We start from the raw sequence: 17,626 nt of genomic DNA on the forward strand, positions 1-17,626 counted from the left end.
GTCTTACTTTGACCGCAACTTCTCGAGGAAAGGCGACAGGAACGAACCCTTGGGCTTCTTGGTTTCGCCCCGGCCGGTCAGCCGCTGCGCGATCTGCAGGAACATCTCGGTGGTGCGATGACCGGCGGCGATTTCCGCGATCATCTGGCCGTTGTTGGCCGCCGAGCCGAACATCTGCGGATCGAACGGGATGGCTGCGATCGGCGCGCTCTCGATCGCCTTGGCGAATTCGCTCGCGCTGATTTCCGGCCGCTTCGGCACGCCGACCTGGTTGAGGCAGTACAGCGGCGCGCGGTCGTTGGGCCGGGCCGCCTTGAGCAGGTCGTACATGTTCTTGGTGTTGCGCAGATTGGCGAGGTCGGGCGAGGCGACGACCAGGATGTCGTCGGCGCCGACCAGCGCCCGCTTGGTCCAGCCGGACCACTGGTGCGGCACGTCGAGGACGATGCAGGGCATCGTCGAGCGCAGGGTGTCGAAGATCGAGTCGAAGGCGTCGGCGCCGAAGTCGTAGACGCGCTCCAGCGTCGCCGGCGCGGCGAGCAGGCTGAGATGGTCGGTGCACTTCGACAACAGGCGGTCGATGAAGGCGGTATCGACGCGGTCCGGCGAGAACACGGCGTCGGCGATGCCCTGCGGCGGATCCTGATTGTAGTCGAGCCCGGCGGTGCCAAAGGCGAGGTCGAGGTCTGCCACCACGGAATCCAGCGCCAGGTCGCGGGCGATTGCCCAGGCGACGTTGTGGGCGATGGTGGAGGCGCCGACGCCGCCCTTGGCGCCGACCACGGCGATGATGCGGCCGACGGCCTTGGCTTCCGGCGCGGAAAACAGCCCGCAGATCGAGCGCACCACGTCGATGGTTGCGACGGGGGCAATGACATAGTCGCTGACGCCGCGGCGAACCAGCTCACGGTACAGCGTGACGTCGTTGACCTTGCCGATCACCACGACCCGTGTGCCAGCGTCGCACACCGATGCCAACTGGTCGAGACCGGCGAGGATGTCGGTGCGCGGTTCGGTCTCCAGCACGATGACGTTCGGCGTCGGTGCCGCGCGATAGGCTTCGGTGGCGGCGGCCATGCCGCCCATCTGCACCTTGATGTGGGCCTTGGCCAGCCGGCGATCCTCTGCGGCGGTCTGCACGGCCGCTGCGGTTTCCACGGTCTCGCAGAACGCCTGCACCGACACCCGGGGTGCCGGCGCAATGTGTTCATCCTCGGCGGGACGCGCCGGGGCGGCACTCTGTTCTTCTGCGCTCGGTTGGCGTGAGTAGGTAATCATTGGCCCACATTACTTATCTTGTTTTTGTCCGCATCGGGATTGGCCGTCGCCGTGGACTGGCCCTGACGATACTTGTCGAGAACGTAGGTGCGCCGCCCGGTGTAGATGCCGGCCTCTGCGCGCGGCTGCACCAGGTCTTCCGGATTGGCGACCATGGCAGCGAGGTTGCGCTGCTGCGAGCAGCCGAGGTTGTAGTACGGCTTGTTCTCGAAATAGCTCTTGTTCTTGATCGACGGTCCGAGATCTTCCGGCCACGTGCCGCAAGGTCCGGCCTCGGCAACGATCCGCGGATAGTTGAGCCGGATGGTGGCGAACTGGCGCGGGCTTTCGGTGCGGTAGTTGCGCATCACGAGGCCGCGCGGCGGCACGCCGCCGGCTGCCAGCAGCGACTGCACCTCGCGATATGCGTCCGCCGCGGCGCGGGCATTGGGCGCGTTGACGGGGACTTCGGCGGTGATGACGCCGGTGCCGGTCTGCGTCCAGGTCCCGGCGAGGGCCATGACTTCGGCGCGCTGCACGGCGGTCAGGCCGCCCCGCCCGGAGCCCACGAAAATCTCGACGAAGCGGTTGGATTCCTGCAGCACGATCGGATGCCGCGCCCGATAATCGGTGGGAACGCTGGCGGTGATGTCTTCGGCCTTGTGGGTGCAGGCGCCGAGAGCGATCGCGACGCCGACGAGCGCGAGCACGCTACGCAGGCGGCGGCCGGGGCTGTGGAATGGCTGGGTGGTTGTCATAAATTCCTCGTCCGCCTCAGTCCGTGATGAAGCCGTAGGTGCCGCGATAGCTCTTGTTTCCGGCTTCGACGCGGCCCGGGGCGCCGTAGATACGATTGATGTTGCCGAGCAGGTCGGACTGCGGATCGGACGGATCGGCGAAGCCGTCATCCGGACGCGACAGGTCCTTCTGCGCCACGGCGCGCACCACGTAGGGCGTCACCATGATCATCAGCTCGGTGTTGTTGTTGACGTAGTCGCGGCTGCGGAACAGTGCGCCGAGCACCGGCAGTTGCGACATGCCGGGCAGGCCGCTGATGCTCTGCTTGGTCTGCTGCTTGATCAGGCCGGCCATCACCATGGTGCCGCCGGAGGGAATTTCCAGCGTGGTGTCCGCGCGGTTGGTCTTGATCGCCGGGATCGACGTGCCGCTGATGGTCACGGCATTTTCCTGGGTCACTTCGGAGACTTCGGTGGCGACGCGCATGCTGATGCGACCTTCGCTGAGCACGACCGGCGTGAAGCCGAGCGAGATACCGAACTTCTTGAAGGTGATCTGGGTGGTACAGATGCGCGTGGTCGGATCGCAGGTATTGCCGCCGGGTACCGGGAATTCGCCGCCGGCAAGGAAATTGGCGGTTTCGCCGGAGATCGCGGTCAGGCTCGGCTCGGCGAGCGTGCGCATGACGCCGGCGTTCTCCATCGCCTTCACCGTCGCCGTGACTGAGGGCGTCGAGCCGAACGATGCAGCGAGGCTGTTGCCGTCGACCAGGTTGCGGCCGAGTGCGGTGAACGGCGTGGTATTGTTGAACTTGACCACGGAGGTGCCGTAGCCCAGCGACGCCGACAGGTCGACGCCCATCTGCTTGACGATGTTGCGCTGGACTTCGGCGACGGTGACTTTGATCAGAACCTGATCGCGACCGCGCACCGTGATGCTGTTGACGACCTTGTCGGCCCCTCCCGCGAGCCGGGCGGCGATATCGCTGGCCTGCTGGGCCTCCTGCGGGCTTGCCACCGTGCCGGTCAGCATGATGCCGTCGCCGATGCCTTCGATACGGATATCGGCATTGGGCAGCACCTGCTTCAGCGCAGCACGGGCACCGTTGATGTCGCGGGTGACGGCGATGTCATAGGCTGCCATCTGCTGGCCGCTGGCATCGAAAAACACGATATTGGTCTGTCCGACGGTGGCGCCGATGATGTAGGCACGCTGCGCCGAGCGCACGACGGCATTGGCGATCTTGGGGTCGGCGACCAGCACATCCTTGATGTCGCGCGGCAGGTCGATGACGATGGATTTGCCGACGCCGAGCGCAAGAAAGCGGCCACCCATCTGTCCGTCGCCCGACAGCGCTGCCGCGGCGCGCAGCTCGGCTGCGTACACCGGCGTCAGCACCGGGTTGAGCGTGAACGCGCTCACAGCCGTGAACGACAGGGCGCGGACCATCAAGGTCTGGATCGATCCGCGGGTTGTCATGCGCCTCATCGCCTGCGTCCTCTTGGTCACTTGGTCGTGGTCGTCGTCGAAACGCCGAAGCGAATGATGTTGACGCTGGCGCTCTTGCCGTTGCGATCGTCAGTTGCAGTTTCGGGCACGTTGGCGTCGACCAGCGCGCGCAGCGCCAGCGACAGGGTGCCGCTCTGGCGCGCCCGCGCCAGCACCTCGGCCTGATCCGGCTTCAGCTCCAGCGTCGCGGTCTTGCCGACCACGGAGTTCTGGCCGTCTCTTTCCTTGGGAGCCTGGTCGATGGCCAGCACGCGCACGTTGCTGAGGATCACCTCCGAATTGACGACCTCGCCGCTGCTGCCGCGATCGGGATTCTTGTCGCGCTTGGACAGGATCACGTCGACGCGGTCGTTCGGCAGGATGAAGCCGCCGGCGCCGGTTTCCGGTGAGATTTCGGTGGAGACGGCGCGCATTCCGGCGGGCAGCACCGCCGCCATGAATCCGGAGCCGTTGGCGCGGACCAGCTTGGGCTCGCGGATGGGCTCGCCCGCGATGAACGGGGAACGCGCGATCGCGCCGGCGATCTGGGTGGTGGCGTCGGGACGTTCGGTGCGGCGAATGACGTTGGCGCTGGCGGCGGAGGCCGGCCAGCTCTGCCATTGCACGTCGGCCGCGTTCAGCGACTGGCCGAGCGCGATATCGGATCTGGCGACGAGAACGTCGACGGTCTGGAGCTGTGCGACCGGTTCGGCCTGCGGCGGCGGCTGCTGGTCGACGCCGCTTGCGAGATACAGCGCCACGCCACCGGCTCCGATGGCAATGGCCAGGACCACAATGCGTGCGGTATTCATACGCTTCACTTTCCACATTACGCTGCGACGCGGGCGCCGCTGTAATGGGGAGTTGACCAGCTATTCGTCAAAGCATGGTTAATGAGGCGTATCTAAATCGCGCGAGCGGTATTTTCTGCCGCCGTCAGTAGACGAAGCGCGCCAGGTCGATTGCCTTGATCCACTCGGTCTGCGGATAGATCATCAGCGCGCCGAGGGCGAGCGCGATGCCATAGGGAATGCCGCTGTCCTTGTGATGCAGCCGCAGCAGCCAGCTCTGGCCGCCCAGGGAATAGGGCAGCGGCCAGGCCCGGAACTGCAGCATGAGCAGGGTGAGGGCGCCGCCGAACAGCGAGGCGTAAACCAGATAGTCGAGCAGATGGCCGAAGCCGAACCACAGCCCGGCGGCTGCGGCCACCTTGGCGTCGCCGCCCCCGACCCAGCCCATGGCGAAACAGCCGAAGGCGACCACCAGCACGGTCAGTCCGGCGCCGATGTGGGACAGGGTATCCTGCAGGCCGAGGCCACCGAACAGCGCCAGCGCGAAAAAGCCGGCGACCAGCAGCAGCGACACGCGGTTGGAAATCGTCATGGTGAAGAGGTCGCTGGCGGCAGCGAAAGCCATCAGGGCCGGAAAAAACGTCAGGCGCGCAATATCAATGATCATGGCTTCACCAGCCCGTGCTTCAGGCGATCTGCCCGGGGGGCCGGCAGGAGTCTAGCCGGCACAGATGAACAATCGGGAAACGGCGTTACGGCCAGACGTTGGCGATGCGCAGCGCCAGAACCACGACGGCCAGCGCCAGCCCGCCGCAGACCAGCCGGATGGATTCGTCGTCCCGCCCGCGTTCGGGCAGAGGGCGCGCTGCGGCGCGGTCGGAGGCTGGCTTACTCATATACAGGGAACCTGGCTCAGGGAACCTTGCCGGGACTGCGCGCGCCGTCTGCGGACAGTCCCTGCAAACAACAAAGGCCCCGGTAACCGGGGCCTTTGATGACACAGCCGTCGCTTACTTGAGCGAGGAGTTGATCGAACCGAACTTGGTGTTCAGGTTGGTGCCGAGGCCGTTAACGACCGCGATGATCGCCAGCGAAATGCCGGCTGCGATCAGGCCGTATTCGATAGCGGTGGCGCCGGATTCATCCTTCACGAAACGCGCAACGAGATTCTTCATAATACACTCCATGTGACACGTGGCTGTCGAACTCAGGTTGGTCTCGCCGGCGTTCTCAGCACCGTGACCATGGCGTCACCATAGGGTCGGGAAATTGCAGCGCAGTTAATTCAATCGCGTAAACATGGCTGCATCTCCGTGTTCGAGAGCAGGGTAAACGACCACTTAAGGGGACAGCGTACCTGGCGTCTCTGGCCTGGTTCATCGCTCCTTAAGCACGTTGCGCTAACTGTGGGTCTCTGCGGTCTTCGGTCTCCGCGGTCTCATGAGGCGATCATGTCCACCTTGCCCCTCGAAGTCATTGAAATGCTCGGCCAGACCATCGCCAAGGTGGTGCCGATCACCATCGTGCTGGCGCTGACCTTTACGGTGCTGACCCACTTCTGGGCCTGCAATCCCGGCAAGCCCTGGTGGCGCAAAACCGAGATCGTCACCGACACCTGCTACTGGTTTTTCGTGCCGGTCATTTGCCGTGTGGTGCGGATCGGGCTTCTGGTGGTCGGTGCGGCGGCGGTGTTCAATATTCACGGCGCCGACGAATTGATTGCATTTTACGACAATGGTCACGGTCCGCTGGCGGAGCTGCCGCTGTGGGTCCAGGCGCTGCTGTTTCTCGTCGCGTCCGATTTCATGCTGTACTGGTTTCACCGCATGTATCATGGCGGCGGGTTCTGGAAGTATCACGCCATCCATCATTCCTCGACGGAGATCGACTGGATCTCGGCGGCGCGCTTTCACCCGGTCAACCTGTTCCTTGGCACCGTGGCGGTGGACGTCATCCTGCTGATGGCCGGCATCTCGCCCAACATCATGCTGTGGGTCGGTCCGTTCACGACGTTCCATTCGGCCTTCGTGCACGCCAATCTCAACTGGAGCCTCGGGCCCTTCAAATATGTGATCGCGACCCCGGTGTTCCACCGCTGGCACCACACCTCGCTGGAGGAGGGCGGCAATACCAACTTCGCCGGCACCTTCCCGATCTGGGACATCCTGTTCGGCACCTACCGGATGCCCGCCGACCAATTGCCGGAGACCTACGGCATCGATGGCGAGCCGCTGCCGTCGGAAATCGTCGGCCAGCTTGCTTATCCGTTCCGGCAATAGCTGTTCTGCCGCCTTCTTTCTTCCTTCTCCCCGCGCGCAGCGAAGCTTCGCGAGGAGGGAGAGGCTCGCAGGCAAGGCAGGCAAGCCGCCCCGTCAGCTGATCGTTTGCAGTTCCTTCATCAATTAACGGCACATTTGCCATGTCGGGCGCCGGCACCGCTGCGTATCTGCTTTTGCCGGCTTGTATCGTCCCGGAGTACAGAATGTCGTTTCAGTTTTTGCGCACACAGCTGCGCGCGTCTTTTATCGGCCTATCCATTGCGGCCGGAGTTATGCTGGTCTCCGCCGGAGGCGTCGCTGCAACGGCTGACGATGTCATCGAGGTGAAGGTCGACCAAGCCAAGCTGGTCAAGTTTCCTGCTCTCATCGCCACCGTCGTGATCGGCAATCCGATGATCGCCGATGTGTCGCTGCAACCGGGCGGCGTTGTCGTCGTGACCGGCAAGGGGTACGGCGCGACAAACCTCATCGCCTTGAACCGCCGCGGCGAAGTGCTGATGGACCGGGTCATCCAGGTCGCAGGTCCGTCGGACAACGTCGTCACCATCTATCGTGGCGTCAATCGTGAATCCTACAGCTGCGCGCCGGCCTGCGAGCGCCGGGTCACGCTTGGTGACGGCAATGAGTATTTCAAGACCACCCTGGAGCAGGCTGGCTCACTCAGCTCCTCGGCAGGTGGCGCCGCCGCGAAGGAAAACTGATCTGTCGGGCGCGACTATCGGGCATCATGGTAAATGCGCGGTTAATCCGCCGGGTCATTCTGTTCCGATCGTACGAAACACTTCCACAATCTGTTTCGGCTATGCCTGACCGGTAGATTATCCTCCGCCCAGGGTTTGACCGATGCTATTGCCTATCGTTTCGCCGGCCGCCATCGCAGCATCCCTTCGCCGCTTCCGGCGCAACAGGCATGGCTCCGCGGCGGTCGAGTTCGCGCTGGTGGCGCCAATTTTCTTCGCGCTGATCTTCGCCATCATCGAGACCTCGCTGGTGTTCTTCGCCGGGCAGGTGCTGGAGACCGGCAACCAGGACACGGCGCGCCTGATCCTCACCAGCCAGGTCAAGACACAGGCGGACTACAAGCAGTATCTGTGCGACCGCATTTCCGTATTGATGACCTGCGCGAACGTCGACATCGACGTCAGGTCCTATCCCGCAGGGACGGCATTCACCATCAAAGATCCGATCGTCGGCGGGGTCTATACCCCGAACTTCGTCTATCAGTTGCCGACGCCGGGCAGCAACGAGACGACCGTCGCCCGCGCCTTCTATCAATGGCCGCTGATCGTGACGCAGCTCGGCTACAACATCGCCAATATCTTCAACGGCAACCCTGCGAACAACAAGCGCCTGCTGGCATCGACGGCCGCGGTGCGGCAGCAATGACGGGGAACGCCATGATCAGGATCTTAAGGTCATTCGCGTTGCGTCGCTTGGGATCGCCGATGACGCGCTTTGCCCGCGACACAAGCGGGCTCGCCGCCGTGGAATTCGCGCTGATCGTCCCGCTGATGCTGGTGATGTTCTTCGGAACCATCGAGATTTCGAACGGCGTGGCGGCCGATCGCAAGGTCTCCATCATGACGCAAGCGATGTCCGATCTGACGTCGCGCTACACCTCGGTCAACGATACCGATATGAGCAACTTCCGCGCGATCGCGGTGGCGATGCTGACGCCGTATTCCGCGACCGGCCTGAAGTCCACCATCACCGAGGTCTATATCGATCCGACGTCCGGCGTGGCGCGCGCGCAGTGGAGCAAGGGCGATGCGGTGCGCAAGGACGGCAGCACCGTGCCGGTGCCGGCGGCGCTGATCGGCAAGGATTCCGCCGGCAAGATCATCGCCAACCAGTATCTGATCTTCAGCGAGGTGAGTTATCTCTACACGCCGGCGGTCGGCTATGTGATGGGGAAGGCCGGCGTCACGCTGACCGACCAGACCTATACGCGGCCGCGGCAGTCGACCTGCGTGTTCTACAGCCCCGACATTGCCTGCACCACGAAGTAGGGCGCGCCGGCGCGATCCGTCCATGACGCAGCAAAAAGGCCGCGCTGGAAGCGCGGCCTTTTCGTATTGGTGTCGCTGAAACTCCGCAGCCCTGAACCTTGCAATCCCGACTGGCGGAATTCCGTTTAGCCAGCGGCGCGCAGATTGTCGGCCGAGGACTTGCCAGAACGACGATCGGCAACGATTTCGTAGCTGATCTTCTGGCCTTCACGCAGGGTGCCAAGGCCGGCACGCTCGACGGCGCTGATGTGCACGAACACGTCGTTGCCGCCGTCATCCGGCTGAATGAAGCCGAAGCCCTTGGTCGCGTTAAACCACTTCACAGTTCCCATGCTCACGGGGGTAGTCCCTTCTCAAGAATATAGTAGTAGCCCACGATCATGCGGGCTGGTGATATCGAATTTTTGGAAGGGTCGTCAGTCTAGACCGGCTGTACCGGGGGATAGATAATGTCGTCCGGCCGAAAATCGATTAGCTCATGTTAAGCGAAGCGGGCGGTCAAGACAATCCTGACGCGCACGATTTTTTGATTGTGTACATCCGATCGAAACCAACGCCTTGCCGCGCAGGCATTTGCTGCCATGCGCGGTGTAGTTGTTGTGCAGTGCGTCGGTGCGAAGCGGGTTAGCGCCGACGGAACTGGCCGCGCGGCGGAGCGCCACGCGGGGCTCCGCCGCCGGGGCGTTCGTCCTTGTGGCGGAAGATCAACCGGCCCTTTTCGAGGTCGTAGGGCGACATCTCGATGGTCACGCGGTCGCCCGCGAGGGTCTTGATGCGGTTCTTCTTCATCTTGCCGGCGGTGTAGGCAACGATTTCATGCCCCGCATCGAGCTGCACGCGATAGCGCGCATCGGGGAGGATTTCCGTCACCAGTCCTTCGAACTGGATCAGCTCTTCTTTGGCCATTCGTTAGCTCCAGATCGATCGTGTGTTAGCGCGGACGCTGGGTGCGGTTCGGCGTGGTGTTGGGTCGGCTCTCGCGATGCAGGAAAGCGACGCCCTGCATCCCTTCTTTAGTCGTAGTTGCCGCCTGGGCGGCGGGACGTGAGATCGGTTCATGCCGTGCGGTCTCGTGACGTGGATTCTCGCGGTTCGGTTGCGCTGCGCCGCGGTTGCCGCCGGGGGCGCCACGACGGTTGCGTGCACTCTTGGCGCCCGCGCCGTCGCCGCCGCGCGGCTGCTGCGAGGACGACCGTCCACCGCGGCCCTGCGAGGGCGGCGGACCGACGTCGTTGCGGCCGGGGGTGCGGCGGTCTTCCTTCGGCAGGGTGATGCGGATCAGCTTTTCGATGTCGCGCAGATACGCCATTTCCTCGCCGGAGCAAAGCGAGATCGCGATGCCCTCGGCGCCGGCGCGCGCGGTGCGGCCGATGCGGTGGACGTAGGTTTCCGGGATGTTCGGCAGGTCGAAGTTCACCACGTGGGTAATTCCGTCGACGTCGATGCCACGGGCGGCGATGTCGGTGGCCACGAGGGTCTTGATCTCGCCGCTGCGGAAGTTCGCCAGCGTGCGCTCGCGGTGGTTCTGCGACTTGTTGCCGTGGATCGCGTCGGCGCGGATGCCGGCGCGCTCGAGGCCCTTCACGACCTTGTCGGCGCCGTGCTTGGTGCGGGTGAAGATCAGCGCGCGGTTGACCGTCTCCGACTTCAGGATCTGCGCCAGGATGGTCGGCTTGGCGGAGTGATCGACCTGGATCACGCGCTGTGCGATGCGCTCGACGGTGGACGCCACCGGGGTCACGGCGACGCGGGCCGGATCCTTCAGCATCGATTCGGCGAGCTCGGCGATGTCCTTCGGCATGGTGGCCGAGAAGAACAGGGTCTGGCGCTTGATCGGCAGCTTGGCGACGATTTTCCGGATGTCGTTGATGAAGCCCATGTCGAGCATGCGGTCGGCTTCGTCGAGCACGAGGAACTCAACCAGGTTGAGTTTCAGGCCGTTGCTCTGCACGAGGTCGATCAGCCGGCCGGGTGTGGCGACGAGGACGTCGACGCCCTGCATCAGCGAGCGCACCTGGCGGCCCATCGGCACGCCGCCGATGGCCAGCGCCGAGGTGAGGTTCATGTGGCGGCCGTAGGCGTTGAAGCTCTCGAGGATCTGGCCGGAGAGTTCGCGGGTCGGGCTCAGCACCAGCACGCGGCAATGCTTGGGCTGCACCTTGATGCGATCGAGCAGCAGGCGGTGAAGGATGGGCAGCGCGAAGGACGCGGTCTTGCCGGTGCCGGTCTGGGCGATGCCGATGACATCCTTGCCGGTGATGGCGATGGGGATGGTCTGCGCCTGGATCGGGGTCGGCGTGGTGTAGTTTTCTTCCTTGAGCGCACGGGTAATGGGATCGGCGAGGCCGAATTCCTGAAAGGAGGTCAAAAGATGTGTCTTTCCATAATGAAAGCAGGCGCCCGGCGGATATCAGCCAGGAGCGCGCGAGGGTGTCTGGAGACACCCGCGTGTCTGGGGCGTCGATCTGGTTAGCTGAAGGGGCAAGCCAGAAACCGTCATGTGAAGACGGGATCAGAACACGCGGCTCGCAATGACCCGATGATTCTCAAGGTCGTGGTGGTCATATGGAACATGAAGGCGGCGGTTTCAAGGTGAATCGCAGGCAACGGGCTTTCGCAGTCTTGATTCTGCCCAGGGGTCGCGACAATTAACCGCTGCATGAAATTTAGACAAAAAATACAATGCGCCTGTTTTTCGTGCTGCTTGCTGCGTGAGTGATCATTTTTGTGGCCTAAAAATAAGGCGGCAACTTTCGTGAATATCGCCGAAAAACGGAAATATATCTTACATATCAATATTTTGCGCGAATTCTTGTTGATGGCACGCTTCTTGCGATTCCGTTAACGCAGACGGCCGTGGGGCCGTTCCGCATTATTTTACGTCTGCGTCAGGGAGATGAGCGCACATGATCAATAATTTGACTCACGCGATAGCGAGACCGATGACCCGCCGTGGCCTGGTGGCTGCGACCGCGGGCCTGGTGATGGGCCTTGCGAGTTTCTCTTCAGCCAATGCCGCGGACGACACCATCAAGGTCGGCGTCCTGCATTCTCTCTCCGGCACCATGGCGATCTCCGAGACCACGCTCAAGGACACCGTTCTGTTCATGATCGATGAACAGAACAAGAAGGGCGGCGTGCTCGGCAAGAAGCTGGAAGCCGTCGTGGTCGATCCCGCTTCGAACTGGCCGCTGTTCGCTGAAAAGGCGCGCGAGCTGATCACCAAGGACAAGGTCGCCGTGGTGTTCGGCTGCTGGACCTCGGTGTCCCGCAAGTCGGTGCTCCCGGTGTTCAAGGAGCTGAACTCGATCCTGTTCTATCCCGTGCAGTACGAGGGCGAAGAGTCCGAGCGCAACGTGTTCTACACCGGCGCCGCCCCGAACCAGCAGGCGATCCCGGCGGTCGACTACCTGATGAAGGACGAAAAGGTGAAGCGCTGGGTGCTGGCCGGCACCGACTACGTCTATCCGCGCACCACCAACAAGGTGCTGGAAGCCTACTTGAAGTCGAAGGGCGTCAAGTCCGAAGACATCATGATCAACTACACCCCGTTCGGTCATTCGGACTGGCAGACCATCGTCGCCGACATCAAGAAGTTCGGCTCGGCCGGCAAGAAGACCGCGGTGGTCTCCACCATCAATGGTGACGCCAACGTGCCGTTCTACAAGGAACTCGGCAACCAGGGCATCAAGGCCAAGGACATCCCGGTGGTGGCGTTCTCGGTCGGCGAAGAAGAACTCGCCGGCATCGATACCAAGCCGCTGCTCGGCCATCTCGCCGCCTGGAACTACTTCCAGTCGATCAAGGATCCCGAGAACGAGAAGTTCATCAAGGCTTGGCAGGCCTTCACCAAGAACCCGAAGCGCGTGACCAACGACCCGATGGAAGCCACCGTGATCGGTTTCAACATGTGGGTGAAGGCGGTCGAGAAGGCCAAGTCGATCGAAGCCGACAAGGTCATCGACACCCTGCCGGGCATCGAAGCCAAGAACCTGACCGGCGGCACCTCGAAGATGCTGCCGAACCACCACATCACCAAGCCGGTGTTCATCGGCGAGATCAAGGGTAACGGCCAGTTCGACGTGGTCTGGAAGACCCCGGGTCTGGTGGCCGGCGATGCCTGGTCGAAGGAGCTCGAGGGCTCCAAGGACCTGATCGGCGACTGGGTCGGCAAGAAGTGCGGCAACTACAACACCAAGACCAACAAGTGCGGCGGTCAGGGTTCCTGATTTCCTGAGACTCCCAAAACTGGGGAGGGCGGCATTGCCGTCGCCCTCCCTTTCCTTCCGCCCGGGGTCAGCCAGTGCTCATCAATTTGTTCGACCGTTTTCGCACGCTCGTATTTGTCGTCTTTCTGATCGCCGCGTCCGCCATTCCGGCGCTGGCAGGTCCCTTCGAGGATGCTGTCGCAAAGTTCGCCAATGACGATTATTCCGACACCGACGACGCCATCGGCGTGATCGCCACCTCCGGCAATCCGCAGGCCTTCGCCATCATCAGCGCGCTGCAGGACGGCCGCGTGATGGCCGATCCCGACAGCAAGAAAGTCTATCTCACCGATACGGACGGCAAGAGCGTCGAACTGGCCACCGGCACCCCGGTTGCCAGCGTGCCTGACAGCGCCGCCGCAGTACGCCTCAACAACCGCCTGCGCCGCACCATCGATGCCGCTTTGGGCGGGCTGACGCTGATGTCGCCGGATCCCGACAAGCGCGTCGAAGCCGCGCAGTCGGTGTTCAAGACCCACGACGCCGCGATGCTCCCGGTGGTCGACCAGGCCCTGGAAAAGGAAACCAACAAGAAGGCGAAGCAGGCCTTCATCGAAGCCCGCGCCGCCATCCTGCTTTTCAAGGAGGACGCCACCGACGCGGAGAAGATCGAATCCATCGCGGTGATCAAAGCGCGTGGCGACCAGGAAGCGTTGGCGCTGCTGACCGGCCTTGCCGGTGCCGAACAGTCCATCGGCGTGGCGCGCAGCGCCGCCAGCGCCACCACGGCGATCCAGAGCCGGCAGACCCTGTGGTCGATCGCCCAGAATGCCTGGTACGGCCTGTCGCTCGGCTCGGTGCTGCTGCTGGCCGCCATCGGCCTCGCCATCACTTTCGGCGTCATGGGCGTCATCAACATGGCCCATGGCGAGATGGTGATGATCGGTGCCTACGTCACCTTCGGCGTGCAGGAGATCATCCGCACCTCCTATCCCGCTCTGTTCGACTATTCGCTGCTGATGGCGGTGCCGCTGGCCTTCCTGATCGCAGGCATGATCGGCGTCGTCATCGAACGCACCATCATCCGCTTCCTCTATGGCCGTCCGCTGGAAACCCTGCTGGCCACCTGGGGCCTGTCGCTGGTGCTGCAGCAGGCGGTGCGCACCATGTTCGGCCCGACCAACCGCGAGGTCGGCAATCCCTCCTGGATGTCCGGCGCCTTCGAACTCGGCCAGATCACCATCACCTACAACCGGCTGTGGATCCTGTGCTTCACGCTGGCCGTGTTCGCGATCCTGCTGGCCATGCTGCGCTACTCCAGCATTGGCCTCGAGATGCGCGCCGTGACCCAGAACCGCCGGATGGCGGCCTCCATGGGCATCGCCACCTCGCGCGTCGATGCGCTGACCTTCGGGCTCGGCTCCGGCATTGCCGGCATCGCCGGCGTGGCACTGTCGCAGATCGACAATGTCAGCCCCAACCTCGGCCAGAGCTACATCATCGACAGCTTCATGGTCGTGGTGTTCGGCGGCGTCGGCAATCTGTGGGGCACGCTGGTCGGCGCCTTCACGCTGGGCATCGCCAACAAGTTCCTCGAGCCGGTCGCCGGCGCCGTGCTCGGCAAGATCGCGATCCTGGTGCTGATCATCCTGTTCATCCAGAAACGCCCGCGCGGCCTGTTCGCGCTCAAGGGCAGGGCGATCGAAGCATGATGATGATTTCCATTCTTCTCGGCCAGGAACTGCGCTCGTCATGTCCCCTCTCCCCTTGTGGGAGAGGGTCAGGGAGAGGGGGGGCACAGGCGACAGCGCTTGCGGCCTCCCCCTCTCCCGGCGCTACGCGCCACCCTCCCCCACCCAGCGAAGCTTCGCTTCGCGCGGGGGGAGGGGACCATCAGCGGCGGAGCCATGTCATGACCCCGCACATCCTCACTCGCTCGCTCGACCGCAGCGCCAGTGTATTCCTGCTGGTCGTCGCTGCGGTGGGCATCCTGATCCCGCTGTCGAACCTGCTGCTGCCTGCGGATTCCATATTCCAGGTGCCGACCTATCTGATGGCGCTGTTCGGCAAATATGTCTGCTACGCCATCCTGGCGCTGTCGATCGACCTGATCTGGGGCTATTGCGGCATTCTCTCGCTGGGTCACGGCGCGTTCTTCGCGCTCGGCGGCTACGCCATGGGCATGTACCTGATGCGCCAGATCGGCCCGCGCGGCGTCTATGGCAATCCGGTGTTGCCGGACTTCATGGTGTTCCTGAACTACAGCAAGCTGCCGTGGTACTGGTACGGTTTTGACATGTTCTGGTTTGCGGCGCTGATGGTGCTGGTCGTCCCCGGCCTGCTGGCCTTCGGCTTCGGCTGGCTCGCGTTCCGCTCCCGGGTCACCGGCGTCTATCTGTCGATCATCACCCAGGCCATGACCTACGCGCTGCTGCTCGCCTTCTTCCGCAACGATTTCGGCTTCGGCGGCAACAACGGTCTCACCGACTTCAAGGATATTCTGGGCTTCAACGTCCAGGCTGGCGGCACCCGCGCGGCATTGTTCGCGCTGAGCTGTCTCGCGCTGATGCTCGGCTTCCTGATGTGCCGCGCGGTGGTCACCTCGAAGCTCGGCAAGGTGCTGATCGCCATCCGCGATTCCGAATCGCGGACGCGCTTCCTCGGCTACCGCGTCGAATCCTACAAGCTGTTCGTGTTCACTTTGTCGGCCTGCATGGCCGGCGTCGCCGGCGCGCTCTACGTGCCGCAGGTCGGCATCATCAATCCCGGCGAATTCGCGCCGGCCAACTCCATCGAGGCGGTGATCTGGGTGGCAGTCGGCGGCCGCGGCACGCTGATCGGCGCGGCGCTCGGTGCCGTCGTGGTCAACTACGCCAAGACCGTGTTCACCTCCGGTCCGCTGGCGCCGTACTGGCTGTTCATGCTCGGCGCGCTGTTCATCCTGGTGACGCTGCTGCTGCCCAAGGGCATCATCGGCACCTTCAACGCCTGGTGGGAGCCGTGGAAGGCGCGGCGCGACACCGCCCTTGAAGACAGCGCGGCGGCGGAAGACGGCGTCACCAAACCCCATCTGGCGGAGTAGGGCGCATGACCTCCATCGAACAGCCCGTCCTCGACAAGCCGGCCGCCCACGCGCCCGCCGCCATCGACGCCCAGGCCGCCGCCCGCGAGGCCGAGGCGCGGCAGAAGCGCATCACCTCGGCGCAGTTGTATCTCGACGGCGTCCACGTCTCGTTCGACGGCTTTCACGCCATCAACAACCTGTCGCTGGTGCTGGCGCCGGGCGAGATGCGCGCCATCATCGGCCCGAACGGCGCCGGCAAGACCACGATGATGGATATCATCACCGGCAAGACCAAGCCCGACGAGGGCGACGTCTATTTCGACGGCACCCATGACCTCACGCTGCTAGACGAAACCCAGATCGCCACCCTCGGCATCGGCCGCAAATTCCAGAAGCCGACGGTGTTCGAAAGCCAGACCATCTGGGACAACCTGCTGCTGGCGCTGAACGTCGACCACCGCGTCCGCGGCACCCTGTTCTGGCGCAACACCAGGGAGCAGACCGAGCGCATCGGCAAGGTGCTGGAGACCATCCGCCTCACCGATTCCCGCCACCGCCTCGCCGGCAACTTGTCGCACGGCCAGAAGCAGTGGCTGGAGATCGGCATGCTGCTGGCGCAGGACCCCAAGCTGCTGCTGGTCGACGAGCCGGTCGCGGGCATGACCGACGTCGAGACCCACCAGACCGCCGAACTGCTGAAGGAGATCAACCGCGACCACAAGACCGTGGTGGTGGTCGAGCACGACATGACCTTCGTGCGCGAACTCGGCGTCAAGGTGACCTGCCTGCACGAAGGCACCGTGCTGGCCGAGGGCACCATCGATCAGGTATCCACGAATGATCGCGTGGTTGAAGTGTATTTGGGGCGATAGCGAATGGGATGGATTCGCGATCTCACAACCACCACTGTCATCGCCCGGACTGCGCGCAACGCGCGCCAGGACCGGGCGACCCAGTACACGCAGGTGGCCGTGATGGAGCCGCGACGCCGCCGTTTACTGGATCCCCCGCTTTCGCGGGGGACGACAGCAAACCATGTTGCGGCTCTGCGCGCGTGCCGCGGCGCATCCCGGACAGACCAACGAAAGATGTTGCCATGCTGAAAGTCGACAACATCAGCCTGTATTACGGCGCGGCGCAGGCGCTGCGCGGCGTTACGGTGGCGGCGGAGCCCGGCAAGGTGACCTGCGTGCTGGGCCGCAACGGCGTTGGCAAGACCAGCCTGTTGCGCGCGCTGGTCGGCCAGCAGGCGATTTCGGCGGGCTCGATCACCTTCGACGGCCAAGACATCTCGGCCCTGAAGCCCTATGAACGCGCACGGCGCGGCATCTCCTTCGTGCCGCAGGGCCGCGAGATATTTCCGCTCCTTACGGTGGAAGAGAACCTCCGGACCGGCTACGCGCCGCTGAAGCGCGCCGACCGCAACATTCCCGACGACGTGTTCTCGCTGTTCCCGGTGCTGCAATCCATGCTCGGGCGCCGCGGCGGCGATCTGTCGGGCGGCCAGCAGCAGCAGCTCGCCATCGGCCGCGCGCTGGTGATGCGGCCGAAGCTTTTGCTGCTGGATGAGCCCACCGAAGGCATCCAGCCTTCGATCATCAAGGACATCGGCCGCGCCATTTCCTATCTGCGCAGCCTCGGCACCATGTCGATCGTGCTGGTCGAGCAATATCTCGATTTCGCCTGCGAGCTCGGCGACAATTTTGCGGTGATGGACCGCGGCGTGGTGAAGTTCGCCTGCGATCGCGCGACGCTGGATCCCGCCGAGATCAGCCGCCAGATGGCGCTTTGA

19 protein-coding genes are annotated in these 17,626 nt (G+C 63.7%); 9 read left to right on the top strand and 10 right to left on the bottom strand.

The window, feature by feature from the left end; all coding sequences use genetic code 11:
* Nucleotides 1-3: 3 nt before the first annotated feature.
* The 7 genes from ACUXVA_RS12425 to ACUXVA_RS12455 all read right to left on the bottom strand — a co-directional run bounded on the left by ACUXVA_RS12425 (nt 4) and on the right by ACUXVA_RS12455 (nt 5,449).
* The gene (locus ACUXVA_RS12425) at nt 4-1,278 is read right to left on the bottom strand and encodes an AAA family ATPase (RefSeq protein ID WP_265080038.1); all 1,275 of its coding nucleotides are present in this window, start codon (nt 1,276-1,278) and stop codon (nt 4-6) included.
* On the bottom strand, nt 1,275-2,015 hold the full coding sequence (locus ACUXVA_RS12430; protein ID WP_265080037.1) for a CpaD family pilus assembly protein: 741 nt from the start codon (nt 2,013-2,015) through the stop codon (nt 1,275-1,277). The genes ACUXVA_RS12425 and ACUXVA_RS12430 overlap by 4 nt, the downstream gene beginning before the upstream one ends.
* 16 nt (nt 2,016-2,031) lie before the next feature.
* Nucleotides 2,032-3,444 carry a type II and III secretion system protein family protein gene (locus tag ACUXVA_RS12435; protein WP_265083820.1) on the bottom strand — a complete coding sequence of 471 codons (1,413 nt, stop codon included), beginning with the start codon at nt 3,442-3,444 and terminating at the stop codon, nt 2,032-2,034.
* Between the two features lie 56 nt (nt 3,445-3,500).
* Entirely contained in the window at nt 3,501-4,295 is a 795-nt protein-coding gene (gene cpaB, locus ACUXVA_RS12440; RefSeq protein ID WP_265080036.1) for a Flp pilus assembly protein CpaB, read from the bottom strand.
* A gap of 124 nt (nt 4,296-4,419) precedes the next feature.
* Complete coding sequence (locus ACUXVA_RS12445) at nt 4,420-4,941, bottom strand: A24 family peptidase (RefSeq protein ID WP_265080035.1); 522 nt, start codon at nt 4,939-4,941, stop codon at nt 4,420-4,422.
* Between the two features lie 85 nt (nt 4,942-5,026).
* Nucleotides 5,027-5,170, bottom strand: a complete 144-nt coding sequence (locus ACUXVA_RS12450) for a hypothetical protein (protein WP_265080034.1) — start codon at nt 5,168-5,170, stop codon at nt 5,027-5,029.
* A gap of 114 nt (nt 5,171-5,284) precedes the next feature.
* A complete protein-coding gene (locus tag ACUXVA_RS12455; RefSeq protein ID WP_265080033.1) occupies nt 5,285-5,449 on the bottom strand; it encodes a Flp family type IVb pilin in 165 nt (54 codons plus the stop codon).
* 276 nt (nt 5,450-5,725) lie between these two features.
* Between ACUXVA_RS12455 and ACUXVA_RS12460 the strand changes: the two genes are divergently transcribed.
* The 4 genes from ACUXVA_RS12460 to ACUXVA_RS12475 all read left to right on the top strand — a co-directional run bounded on the left by ACUXVA_RS12460 (nt 5,726) and on the right by ACUXVA_RS12475 (nt 8,562).
* Nucleotides 5,726-6,553, top strand: coding sequence for a sterol desaturase family protein (locus ACUXVA_RS12460; RefSeq protein WP_445492429.1), 828 nt, complete (start codon nt 5,726-5,728; stop codon nt 6,551-6,553).
* A 203-nt stretch (nt 6,554-6,756) separates the two neighbouring features.
* Nucleotides 6,757-7,254 carry a pilus assembly protein N-terminal domain-containing protein gene (locus tag ACUXVA_RS12465; RefSeq protein ID WP_413776542.1) on the top strand — a complete coding sequence of 166 codons (498 nt, stop codon included), beginning with the start codon at nt 6,757-6,759 and terminating at the stop codon, nt 7,252-7,254.
* A gap of 142 nt (nt 7,255-7,396) precedes the next feature.
* Nucleotides 7,397-7,939: a TadE/TadG family type IV pilus assembly protein gene (locus ACUXVA_RS12470; RefSeq protein WP_265080031.1), complete on the top strand. Its 543-nt coding sequence runs from the start codon at nt 7,397-7,399 to the stop codon at nt 7,937-7,939.
* A 59-nt stretch (nt 7,940-7,998) separates the two neighbouring features.
* The gene (locus ACUXVA_RS12475; protein WP_445492431.1) at nt 7,999-8,562 is read left to right on the top strand and encodes a TadE/TadG family type IV pilus assembly protein; all 564 of its coding nucleotides are present in this window, start codon (nt 7,999-8,001) and stop codon (nt 8,560-8,562) included.
* Nucleotides 8,563-8,687: 125 nt separating this feature from the next.
* On the opposite strand, the gene ACUXVA_RS12480 is transcribed toward ACUXVA_RS12475, so the two are convergent.
* The 3 genes from ACUXVA_RS12480 to ACUXVA_RS12490 all read right to left on the bottom strand — a co-directional run bounded on the left by ACUXVA_RS12480 (nt 8,688) and on the right by ACUXVA_RS12490 (nt 10,930).
* Complete coding sequence (locus tag ACUXVA_RS12480; RefSeq protein WP_011474122.1) at nt 8,688-8,900, bottom strand: cold-shock protein; 213 nt, start codon at nt 8,898-8,900, stop codon at nt 8,688-8,690.
* A gap of 286 nt (nt 8,901-9,186) precedes the next feature.
* A complete protein-coding gene (gene infA / locus ACUXVA_RS12485; RefSeq protein ID WP_143575210.1) occupies nt 9,187-9,468 on the bottom strand; it encodes a translation initiation factor IF-1 in 282 nt (93 codons plus the stop codon).
* Nucleotides 9,469-9,493: 25 nt separating this feature from the next.
* A complete protein-coding gene (locus tag ACUXVA_RS12490; protein ID WP_265080029.1) occupies nt 9,494-10,930 on the bottom strand; it encodes a DEAD/DEAH box helicase in 1,437 nt (478 codons plus the stop codon).
* Nucleotides 10,931-11,504: 574 nt separating this feature from the next.
* Here ACUXVA_RS12490 and urtA point away from each other — a divergent pair.
* The 5 genes from urtA (at nt 11,505) to urtE (ending at nt 17,626) form a co-directional block, all read left to right on the top strand.
* The gene (urtA, locus tag ACUXVA_RS12495; protein ID WP_445492435.1) at nt 11,505-12,791 is read left to right on the top strand and encodes an urea ABC transporter substrate-binding protein; all 1,287 of its coding nucleotides are present in this window, start codon (nt 11,505-11,507) and stop codon (nt 12,789-12,791) included.
* A 74-nt stretch (nt 12,792-12,865) separates the two neighbouring features.
* Entirely contained in the window at nt 12,866-14,482 is a 1,617-nt protein-coding gene (urtB, locus tag ACUXVA_RS12500) for an urea ABC transporter permease subunit UrtB (protein WP_445492437.1), read from the top strand.
* A gap of 200 nt (nt 14,483-14,682) precedes the next feature.
* The gene (gene urtC / locus ACUXVA_RS12505) at nt 14,683-15,852 is read left to right on the top strand and encodes an urea ABC transporter permease subunit UrtC (protein ID WP_265080026.1); all 1,170 of its coding nucleotides are present in this window, start codon (nt 14,683-14,685) and stop codon (nt 15,850-15,852) included.
* Nucleotides 15,853-15,857: 5 nt separating this feature from the next.
* Nucleotides 15,858-16,706, top strand: a complete 849-nt coding sequence (gene urtD, locus ACUXVA_RS12510) for an urea ABC transporter ATP-binding protein UrtD (protein WP_265080025.1) — start codon at nt 15,858-15,860, stop codon at nt 16,704-16,706.
* Nucleotides 16,707-16,930: 224 nt separating this feature from the next.
* The gene (gene urtE, locus ACUXVA_RS12515) at nt 16,931-17,626 is read left to right on the top strand and encodes an urea ABC transporter ATP-binding subunit UrtE (RefSeq protein WP_265080024.1); all 696 of its coding nucleotides are present in this window, start codon (nt 16,931-16,933) and stop codon (nt 17,624-17,626) included.

This window comes from Rhodopseudomonas sp. RCAM05734 (assembly GCF_052658035.1).

Coding starts and splice junctions, on each gene's coding strand:
- urtE (WP_265080024.1), top strand. CDS start 16,931: ATGCTGAAAGTCGACAACATCAGCCTGTATTACGGCGCGGCGCAGGCG.
- ACUXVA_RS12455 (WP_265080033.1), bottom strand. CDS start 5,449: ATGAAGAATCTCGTTGCGCGTTTCGTGAAGGATGAATCCGGCGCCACC.
- ACUXVA_RS12470 (WP_265080031.1), top strand. CDS start 7,397: ATGCTATTGCCTATCGTTTCGCCGGCCGCCATCGCAGCATCCCTTCGC.
- ACUXVA_RS12430 (WP_265080037.1), bottom strand. CDS start 2,015: ATGACAACCACCCAGCCATTCCACAGCCCCGGCCGCCGCCTGCGTAGC.
- ACUXVA_RS12465 (WP_413776542.1), top strand. CDS start 6,757: ATGTCGTTTCAGTTTTTGCGCACACAGCTGCGCGCGTCTTTTATCGGC.
- ACUXVA_RS12475 (WP_445492431.1), top strand. CDS start 7,999: ATGACGCGCTTTGCCCGCGACACAAGCGGGCTCGCCGCCGTGGAATTC.
- urtA (WP_445492435.1), top strand. CDS start 11,505: ATGACCCGCCGTGGCCTGGTGGCTGCGACCGCGGGCCTGGTGATGGGC.
- ACUXVA_RS12445 (WP_265080035.1), bottom strand. CDS start 4,941: ATGATCATTGATATTGCGCGCCTGACGTTTTTTCCGGCCCTGATGGCT.
- cpaB (WP_265080036.1), bottom strand. CDS start 4,295: ATGAATACCGCACGCATTGTGGTCCTGGCCATTGCCATCGGAGCCGGT.
- ACUXVA_RS12425 (WP_265080038.1), bottom strand. CDS start 1,278: ATGATTACCTACTCACGCCAACCGAGCGCAGAAGAACAGAGTGCCGCC.
- ACUXVA_RS12460 (WP_445492429.1), top strand. CDS start 5,726: ATGTCCACCTTGCCCCTCGAAGTCATTGAAATGCTCGGCCAGACCATC.
- ACUXVA_RS12435 (WP_265083820.1), bottom strand. CDS start 3,444: ATGGTCCGCGCCCTGTCGTTCACGGCTGTGAGCGCGTTCACGCTCAAC.
- infA (WP_143575210.1), bottom strand. CDS start 9,468: ATGGCCAAAGAAGAGCTGATCCAGTTCGAAGGACTGGTGACGGAAATC.
- ACUXVA_RS12450 (WP_265080034.1), bottom strand. CDS start 5,170: ATGAGTAAGCCAGCCTCCGACCGCGCCGCAGCGCGCCCTCTGCCCGAA.
- urtC (WP_265080026.1), top strand. CDS start 14,683: ATGACCCCGCACATCCTCACTCGCTCGCTCGACCGCAGCGCCAGTGTA.
- urtD (WP_265080025.1), top strand. CDS start 15,858: ATGACCTCCATCGAACAGCCCGTCCTCGACAAGCCGGCCGCCCACGCG.